The sequence below is a fragment of the Nocardia sp. NPDC046473 genome (assembly GCF_040645995.1).
Taxonomy (GTDB): Bacteria; Actinomycetota; Actinomycetes; order Mycobacteriales; family Mycobacteriaceae; genus Nocardia.
In genome coordinates this window covers 15,715-25,741 of the sequence record NZ_JBEYZJ010000018.1, presented here as the reverse complement: position 1 = coordinate 25,741, position 10,027 = coordinate 15,715, and the positions used below count along the sequence as shown (strand labels likewise).

General features: G+C 68.5%; 1 protein-coding gene. It reads left to right on the top strand.

Annotated elements, in window-relative coordinates:
• Positions 1–131: 131 nt before the first annotated feature.
• Positions 132–10,025: a type I polyketide synthase gene (locus tag ABZ942_RS43555; RefSeq protein ID WP_357392200.1), complete on the top strand. Its 9,894-nt coding sequence runs from the start codon at positions 132–134 to the stop codon at positions 10,023–10,025.
• Positions 10,026–10,027 lie beyond the last annotated feature (2 nt).

Below are 10,027 nucleotides of genomic sequence, written 5' to 3'. Positions count from 1 at the left end.
GCACTATGCGTTCGAGGGGTGGCGCAGGGGTTGTCGACAGGGGTATGAACCTCATTACTCTCCCGCTTATACGGCGTTCGCACCCCGATTGATCCGCGCACAGCCAACGTCAGTAGGAGAAAGAGATTCACATGGCGAATGAGCAGGAACTGCGGGAGAATCTCCGTTGGGTCACCGGCAAACTGCATCGCACGCGGCAGCAGTTGGCGGAAGCGGAGTCTCGCACGGCAGAGCCGATCGCCGTCGTCGGTATGGCTTGCCGGTTTCCAGGCGGAATCTCTTCGCCTGAACAGCTGTGGCGCGTCGCGGCCGACGGCACCGACATGGTCAGCGCCCTGCCCGCCGACCGTGGCTGGGAACTCGACGATCTCTACGATGATGAACCCGGCAGGCCGGGCAAGCTGTACACCCGCGGCGGCGGGTTCCTGGTCGATATCGATCGGTTCGACGCCGCGTTTTTCGGAATCAGCCCGCGAGAAGCCGACGCGATGGATCCGCAGCACCGTTTGCTGCTGGAGACCTCCTGGGAGGCATTCGAGTCCGCGGGTTTGGATATCGCCGCGTTGCGCGGCAGCCGGAGCGGAGTCTTCGTCGGCTCCGTCGGCGGCGACTATCGCAATCTTGCGTTGCGGGCGGCCGAGGACGTCGAGGGTCACCTGTTGACCGGCAACGCAGGCAGCGTCGCGTCCGGTCGAATCGCCTACACGTTCGGCCTCGAGGGCCCGGCCATCACCATCGACACGGCCTGTTCGTCATCACTGGTCGCGCTGCATCTGGCCACGCAGTCGTTGCGGCGCGGCGAATGCGACCTCGCACTGGCCGGCGGCGCGACCCTGATCACCACGCCGGCCCTCCTTGTCGAAATGAGCAGGCAGCAGGTGCTCACCCGGGATGGTCGTTGCCGGTCCTATGGGGCGGGCGCGAACGGCATGGGCTGGGGTGAGGGAGTCGGCATGCTGGCGCTCGAGCGGCTGGCCGACGCGCGCCGCAACGGGCATCAGGTGCTGGCCGTGATCCGCGGGTCGGCGATCAACCAGGATGGCGCGTCGAATGGGCTGTCGGCGCCCAATGGTCTTGCGCAGCAACGGGTTATCGGCGCGGCGCTGGCTGACTCCGGACTCACCGCGGCGGACATCGACGTCGTCGAAGGGCACGGCACCGGCACCGTACTGGGCGATCCGATCGAGATCGATGCGCTGATGTCGACCTACGGTCGCGGCCGCGAGACGGATCGCCCGCTGCTGCTCGGTTCGATCAAGTCGAATATCGGCCACGCCCAAGCCGCTGCGGGAGTGGCCGGGGTGATCAAGATGGTTGCGGCGCTGCGGCACGGCACCGTCCCGAAGACGCTGCACGCGGATGAGCCTACGCCGCATGTGGATTGGTCCTCCGGAGCGATTCGGCTGGCCACCGAGACTGCGCCCTGGCCTGCTGCGGACCGGCCGCGCCGGGCAGCGGTCTCCGCTTTCGGGATCAGCGGCACGAACGCGCATTTGATTCTCGAACAGGAACAGCCAGCGCCGTCGTCTGCCACCGAGCCGGGTGCCGATTCCCCGCTGGACTCTGCCGTGCTGCCCTGGGCACTGTCCGCTCATGACGACGACGCGCTACAGGCTCAGGCGCGGCGCCTCGCGATATTCGCCGAGGCGCATCCGGACCTCCGACCTGCCGATATCGGATTCTCGCTGCTGCAGACGAGAACCGCGTTGGCACGGCGCGCGGTTGTGCTGGCGGACGAGCGCGAGGGATTCCTCGCTGGACTCGAGGCGTTGGCTGACGGCGGTGCCGAGGCCGGCGTCGTGCGGGGGACCGCGACCGCCGCCGGCGGTGTGGTGTTCGTGTTCCCCGGTGCGGGTACGCAGTGGCAGGGGATGGCCGCGGGCCTGTTGCAGTCCTCGCCGGAATTCCGCATGCGATTCGCCGAGTGCGAGCGTGCGCTCGCGGAGTTCGTGGACTATTCGCCGTCCGCCGTGCTGCTCGGTGATCCCGACGCTCCGCCGCTGTCTCGCATCGATGTGCTGCAGCCGGTGTTGTTCGCGGTGATGGTGTCGCTGGCCCGACTGTGGAACGCCTTCGGGGTGCACCCGGCCGCCGTCGTCGGTCATTCGCAGGGTGAGGTCGCGGCGGCCTGCGTGTCCGGCGCACTCTCGCTGCAGGATGGCGCGCGGGTGGTCAGCCTGCGTGCCAAGGCCTGGACGCGACTGTCGGGCAAGGGCGCGATGGCTTCGGTGGCGCTGTCCTATGACGCGGCCCTGACTCGAATCGAGCGGTTCGACGGCAGGCTTTCGGTGGCCGCGGTCAACAGTCCGTCCGTCGTGGCGATCACCGGGGATGAGGCCGCGCTGGAGGCGCTGGTCGCGGAGCTGGCCGCGGAGGGGATTCACACCAGGTGGCTGCACGGGATCACCGGGGCCGGTCACTCGCCGCAGGTCGATACCCTGCGTGATCAGTTATTGCGGGATCTGGCTCCGGTGTCGCCGCAAGCCTGCGATACCGCGTTCTATTCAACGGTGACCGGTGGCTTGATCGACCCCACCGATCTTGACGCCGACTACTGGTTTCGCAATGCGCGCAGGCCGGTGCTGTTCGAGGGAGCCGTTCGCGCCCTTGCGGAGGCCGGCTACACCACTTTCCTGGAGATGAGCCCGCATCCGGCGCTCGGCCCCTCGGTGCTGGAAACGGTCGAGTCGACGGGGGCGAAGCCGGTGCTGTTGAGCTCCCTGCGGCGAGACGAGGGTGGGCCGGTCCGTTTCCTCACGGCACTCGCGCAAGCCTATGCGGCCGGTGTCGCGGTGGACTGGAACGCACATCTCAGTGTGCTCGCTCCGGCCCGAGTCTCCTTGCCTACCTATCCGTTTCAGGGCAATCGGCATTGGATGGAGCAGCAGTCCAGGTCCGGATGGGCGAGCGGTGGATCGGCGCACGACCAGATCGAGGACACCTTCTGGGCCGCGGTGGACGAGGGAGATGCCGAGGCGCTCACCAGAACTCTCGGCCTGCCTGAGGACGAGGCACAGACCTGGGATGCGACGCTGTCCGCGCTGCAGGGCTGGCGTCGGGACAACCGCGCCGGTTCGACAGTGGACGAGTGGCGGTATCGCATTCGATGGCAACCGATTTCGAGTGTGCGCAGCCAAGCGCTGCGTGGCACCTGGATCGTCCTCATCCCCGCCGACGGCGCGGCCCACGAGGTGGTGCGTGGGCTGGTGGACGGCCTACGGGCGCGTGGCGCGGACGTGGTCACCGCGACCGCCGACACGCTGCGGCCCGCGTTGACGGGCGTGGACATCGCCGGTGTGCTGTCCCTGCTCGGGCTGGACGAACAGCCCGCACCTGAGCACCCCACGTTGCCGAACGGACTCGTCGGCACCCTCGAGTTGATGCAGGTCCTCGATGCCACGTTCGACAGCCGACTGTGGTGTATCACGAATGGCGCTGTCACCACGGGTCTTTCGGACCCGCTGCGCAGTCCGACGCAAGCACAGCTGTGGGGTTTCGGTGTTGTTGCGGCGCTGGAATTCCCGGATCGCTGGGGCGGGTTGGTCGATCTGCCACACCAACTCGACGACCGCGCACTGGATCGGCTGGCCGGGCTGCTGACTGCGGCCGAGGGCGAGGATCAGCTGGCCGTCCGCGACTCCGGAGTGTTCGCGCGACGGATGGTTCGTGCCCGCCGCACGCCGCCTGCCACTGCGGGTGATCCGTGGCGGCCGCGCGGCACGGTGCTGGTGACCGGTGGCACGGGCGCGTTGGGTGGGCACATCGCGCGCTGGCTCGCCGCGGCGGGTGCCGAACACCTCGTCTTGGTCAGCCGTCGCGGACCGGCCGCAGACGGTGCTGACACCCTGCGGGCGGAGCTCGAAAAACTCGGCGCGACAGTGACATTCGTTGCGTGCGATATCGCGGACCGGCCTGCTCTGGCCCGCTTGCTCGATGACTGCCCGCAGGTGGACGCGGTAGTTCACGCCGCAGGCGTGCCGCAGTACAGCTCGTTGTCAACGACGTCGGTGGCGGAGTTCGCGGCCGCTCACGCCGCCAAGGCAGCGGGCGCGCACCATCTCGACGAGCTGCTCGGGGATCGGCCGCTGGACGCGTTTGTGATGTTCTCCTCGGGTGCCGCGGTCTGGGGCAGCGCCGGACAAGCGGCATACGCCGCAGCGAACGCGTACGCGGACGCCCTGGCTCGCGCTCGTCGTCAGCGCGGCGCGGCGGCGACGGTGATCTCCTGGGGCGGTTGGGCCGGGGGTGGCATGGTGGACGACGCGGTCGCCGAGAAGGCGCGCAGGCTCGGTGTTCGCCTGATGGCACCGGAGCTGGCCCTGCGCGCACTCCAGGAAGCACTCGATGACCGCGAGACTGCCCTCACTGTCACCGACATGGATTGGGACCGCTTCGCCGCGACATTCACGACGGGCCGGGCAAGTGCACTGATCAGTGAAATCCCCGAGGTAGCAACGGCTTTACGCGACCAGCACACGGCGGTCGATGGCGAACGGCCCGCGGTCGTGCTCGCCCTCGACGGGCTCACCGACGGCGAGCAGCGAGAGGTGGTGCTCAACCTCGTCCGCGTCGCGGTCGCCACGGTGCTCGGCCACTCCACACCGGATGCCGTCGGTCCGGACGCGGTGTTCAAAGATCTCGGGTTCGATTCCCTCACCGCGGTCGAATTACGTAACCGCCTCGCTGCCGAACTCGGGTTGCGCTTGCCGACCACGTTGGTCTTCGACCATCCGACGCCGAACGCAGTCGTTCGATACCTGCGAAACGAGTTGTCCGGCACGGTTGCCCAGCTGTCACCGGTACCGATGACCGAGGCTGTCGACGAGCCGCTGGCGATTGTCGGCATGGCCTGCCGATTCCCCGGTGGGGTCGAGTCGCCGGAGGATTTGTGGCAGTTGATGATCGACGGTGTCGATACGGTGGCACCGTTCCCGACCGATCGGGGCTGGGATCTCGAGCACCTGTACGACCCCGAGGGCACGCGGCCGGGCACCTCCTATGTCCGGGAAGGCGCCTTCCTTGACGACGCGGCCGGATTCGACGCCGAGTTCTTCGGTATCTCGCCGCGCGAGGCCATGGCCATGGATCCGCAGCAGCGGTTGCTGCTCGAGACCTCGTGGGAAGTGCTCGAACGCACGGGTATCGATCCGCACTCGCTGCGCGGCAGCAACACCGGCGTTTTCGTCGGCGGAGCGGCGCACGACTATGCGGCTCAGCTGATGTCGTCATCGGTGGCCTTCGACGGCTATGCCCTCACCGGCAGCGTCAGTAGTGTGATGTCCGGCCGGATCTCCTACCACCTCGGGCTGGAGGGCCCGGCCGTCACGGTGGACACCGCCTGCTCTTCGGCGCTGGTGGCGATGCATCTGGCCGGGCAAGCGCTGCGGCGTGGCGAATGCTCGTTGGCCCTGGCCGGTGCGGCGGCCGTCATGTCGACAGCAGCGGGGTTCGTAGAGTTCTCCCGGCAGGGCGGCCTGGCGCGCGACGGCCGTTGCCGTCCATTCGACCGGGCGGCCACCGGGACCGGCTGGGGCGAAGGCGTCGGTTTCGTTGTGCTGGAACGGCTCAGCGACGCTCGGCGCAACGGACACCAGGTGCTCGCGGTCCTGCGCGGATCAGCGGTGAACTCGGACGGCGCGTCCAACGGACTGACCGCGCCCAACGGCCCCTCCCAGCAGCGCGTCATCCAGCAGGCACTCGCTGCTTCTCGATTGGCGCCCGCCGACGTCGATATGGTGGAGGCCCATGGCACGGCGACAACCCTCGGCGATCCGATCGAGGCGCAAGCCTTGCTGTCGGCCTACGGGCAGGACCGCGAGCGACCGCTGCTGCTCGGCTCGGTGAAATCGAGCATCGGGCACACCCAGGCCGCCGCAGGCGTGGCAGGCGTCATCAAGACGGTGCTGGCCATCCAGCACGGCGTGGTTCCGCGAACCCTGCATCTCACCGAGCCGACACCGCATGTCGCCTGGGCGAGTGGTGCGGTCGAGCCGGTCGCCGCGAATACACCGTGGCCCGAGACCGGCCATCCTCGGCGGGCGGGGGTGTCGGCGTTCGGGGTGAGTGGCACCAACGTGCACGTCATCCTGGAGCAGGCACCGGAGGACCCCGAAGTGCCTCGGCCGCAGTCGGGTACGCCACTGCTGCCGTGGACCGTGTCCGCCCGGTCGGAAGCGGCGTTGCGCGCGCAAGCGGCCCGGCTGGCGCAGGTGGGTGCGGAACCCGCGGATATCGCACTGTCGCTGGCCGCTGGCCGCGCGCACCTCGAGCATCGCGCGGTGATCCTCGGCCGGACCTCGGAAGATCTGCGTCGCGGCTTGAAACTCGTCGCCACGGGGGGCTCTGCACCCGAAATCGTGACGGGCGTCTCGGTGCGCGGAAAGCTGGCCATGCTGTTCGCCGGTCAAGGCACTCAGCGGGTGGGTATGGGGCGTGAGCTGTACGACACCTACCCCGTCTTCGCCGATGCGCTCGACGAGGTGTGCGCACAATTCGATCCGGTGCTCGATCGAGCGCTACGTACGATCATGTTCACCGACGAGCAGGCGCTCGATCAGACCAGATACGCGCAGCCCGCGCTGTTCGCCCTCGAGGTCGCGCTGCACCGGCTGTTCGCGCACTGGGGGATGAAACCCGATGTGGTACTCGGGCATTCGGTCGGCGAGATCGCTGCGGCACAGGTATCGGGCGTGCTGTCGCTGCCCGATGCGGTAGCCCTCGTCACCGCACGCGGTCGATTGATGCAGCAGCTGCCGACCGGCGGGGCGATGCTGTCGGTGCGCGCCGGCGTCGACGACGTGCAGGCGATGTGCTCCGAGCAGGTGAACATCGCGGCCGTCAACGGACCGACCTCGGTTGTCCTGTCCGGCGACCTCGACGCGGTGGTGGCGGTCGAGACCGAGCTGGTGTCCCGAGGCATCCGAGCCAAACGACTGCGCGTCTCGCACGCGTTCCACTCGTCGCGGATGGAACCGATGCTCGAGGAATTCGCTGCGGTGTGTACCGGATTGGCGTTCTCGCCGCCACGGATTCCGTTCGTTTCCAGCGTAACCGGAGCGATCGCCGCAGCCACGGAAGTCAGCTCGCCGGATTACTGGGTGCGTAATGTTCGCGACACCGTGCGCTTCGCCGACGGCATCCACGCGGCGGCCGCCTCGGGTGAGCTCACTTTCCTCGAACTCGGACCCGATGGTGCACTCAGCACGCTGGTGCACGACTTGGGCACCGCGCCTGCGTTTCCCGCACTGCGCGCGGCCCATGCCGAAACGGGCACGGTACTGACCGCCCTCGCCGGTCTGCACAGTCGAGGGCTCAGCGTGGACTGGCCGGTGTACTTCGCGGCGTCGGGCGGGCGACGAGTTGATCTGCCTACCTACGCTTTTCAGCATCAGCGCTATTGGCTCGACGCGCGGTCGGCGCCCGTTGATGCGACCGGCCTCGGTCTCGACCCCGCGCCGCATCCGTTGCTCGGTGCCGGTGTGGCGCTTCCCGGGACGCACGGATGGCTGTTCACCGGCACGCTTTCCCCGGCGACCGAGCCGTGGCTCGATCAGCACGGCATCGACGGAGTCACCTTGCTGCCCGGCACCGCACTACTAGATCTCGCGGTAGCGGCGGGTAGGCAGCTCGGCTGTCCGCTGGTCGACGAGTTGACGCTGGAGACCCCGGTCACATTGTCCGGTGGTATCCGGATCCAGCTCTTGGTCACCGGTGCGGGCGAGGACGGCAGGCGTTCGTTCACCGTCCACTTCCACGCCGGCGACGAACCCGACGAAACGTGGATCCGGGCCGGGTCCGGCACTCTCGCGGCCGAGACCGCGGACGAACCCGTTCGGGTGGACTGGCCGCCGGCCGACGCCGTGTCCGTTTCCGTGGCCGGCTACGACCAGCGCGCCGAGCTGGCCGGGTTGACCTACGGCCCCGCCTTCCGGGGACTGCGGCAGGTGTGGACTCGCGGCGATGAGGTGTTCGCCGAAATCGAGTTGCCCGGCGACGTCGATGCGACGCGTTACGGGCTCCATCCGGCTCTGCTCGACGCCGCACTGCGAGCGCCGAGCATGACGGAGCAGGACCGCGTCCACGAACGCTTGCTGCCGTTCTCGTGGCGTGGCGTGCGGCTGCACCGGGCCGGTGTCCGGCACGTCCGTATTCGCATCGCGCCGCTCGGATCGGGCGAGCTGGCCATCAGGGCGGTCGATCCCGAAGGGCGTCCGGTGCTTTCGGTCGACGCGCTGGTCGCCCGGTCACTGCCGAGCGACCAGCTCGACCGCATCCGCTCGTCGGCATCCGGCTCGCTGTTCCAGCTCGCGTGGGAACCGGCCACGCCGGACGGTGTGCAAGACGACATTCCGGCCGAATGGTTGAGTTTCGCCGAAGGTGGCTCCGATGAGCTGATCACGTCGGCGCACACGGCAGTCGATGATGCGGTCTACCGAATCCGGAAATGGTTGTCGGACAGTGCGAATGACACCTCCCGGTTGGTGGTGTCGACCAGGCGAGCGGTGGCTACCCGAGCCGACGAGGACGTGCTCGACCTCGCACGAGCCCCCATCTGGGGACTTGTTCGGTCGATTCAGGCCGAGCATCCGGGACGGATCGTGCTGGTCGATACCGATGACGCGTCGGACCCGCCGCTGCCCGCCGCGTTCGGCGGTGTGCCGCAGCTGGCGATACGGGCAGGCGCGCTGCTGTCCCCTCGGCTCCGGCCGCTGGATCGCGACCCGGTGGTGGCCGAATGGGATTCCACGGGAACGGCTTTGGTTACGGGGGCGACCGGCGCACTCGGTGCGCTGGTGGTGCGACATCTCGCGATACGACACGGCGTGCGCGGCTTCGTGCTGGCCAGCCGACGCGGGCACGAGGCGGGCGGGGCGGCCGAGTTGCTCGCCGAGCTCGCCGAATTGGGGGCCGAGGTCCAGCTCGTCGCCTGCGACGTCGCCGATCGGACGGCGGTGGCGAACCTCATCGACATCGTGCCCGCGCATCGGCCATTGCGTACCGTTGTCCATGTCGCGGGCGTGGTAGCCGACGGTGTGCTCGACACGCTGACGCCGAGCATGGTGGACGCCGTCCTGCGCCCGAAATTGGATGCCGCCGTTCATCTCGACGAGTTGACTCGCGATCTGGACCTGTCCGCTTTCGTGCTGTTCTCCTCCACTGCAGGAGTATTCGGTTCCGCGGGCCAAGCGAACTACGCGGCGGGCAACACCTTCCTCGACGCTCTCGCCCAGCGCAGGCAGGCGCGGCGACTGCCCGCCGTTTCGCTCGCGTGGGGTCCCTGGGATCAGCAAGCCGGCATGGCGGGCGGACTGACCGCCGCCGATCACGAGCGTGTCCGGCGTGCCGGGCTGTTCCCGCTCGCGGACGACGAGGGCTTGGCATTGCTGGACGCTGCGCTCGGGCTCGGCGTGCCGGGCGTGATCGCGGCGAAGCTCGACCGCACCCGACTGCGCGAGCGCCCCGGCGATCCCGCTCTGGCGCCCAGTGAACCGACCGCGAGTACGCCCAGCCCATCGATGGATCGGGCCGCTGCATTGATCCGGAAGTTGACCGGTCTGGACGCCGCGGAACGTGAATCGATACTGGTGGAACTCGTACGCGCCGAGGCGAGTTCGGTGCTGCGGCACTCCTCGCCCAGCGCGGTGGCCCCGAACCGGCCTTTTACCGATCTGGGACTCGATTCGCTGGCCTCGGTCGAGGTGCGCAACCGGCTCGGGGAGATCACCGGCTTGCGGCTGCCCGCGACCCTCCTCTTCGATTTCCCGACACCGGCCGTGCTGGGCGCATACCTGGTGGCGCAACTCGTCGTCGACGAGCCCGCGGTGGACGAGACATACCTCGAGGACGTCGACCGGCTGATCGCGAGCATGGTGTCGGCATCGTCGGACGAGCAGCGCCGGGCCGCGCTGGCCCGCCGTTTGCGAAGTGCCCTTGCCGAGTTGGCGGACCCGGCTGATCGAGCCGAGGACCTCGACGAGGTCTCCGGTGATGAATTGATGTCCCTGATTGATGCCGAATTCGGCTGAGT

Bases quoted from the DNA above. Each gene is read 5' to 3' on its own strand.
- ABZ942_RS43555 (WP_357392200.1), top strand. From the start codon at position 132: ATGGCGAATGAGCAGGAACTGCGGGAGAATCTCCGTTGGGTCACCGGC.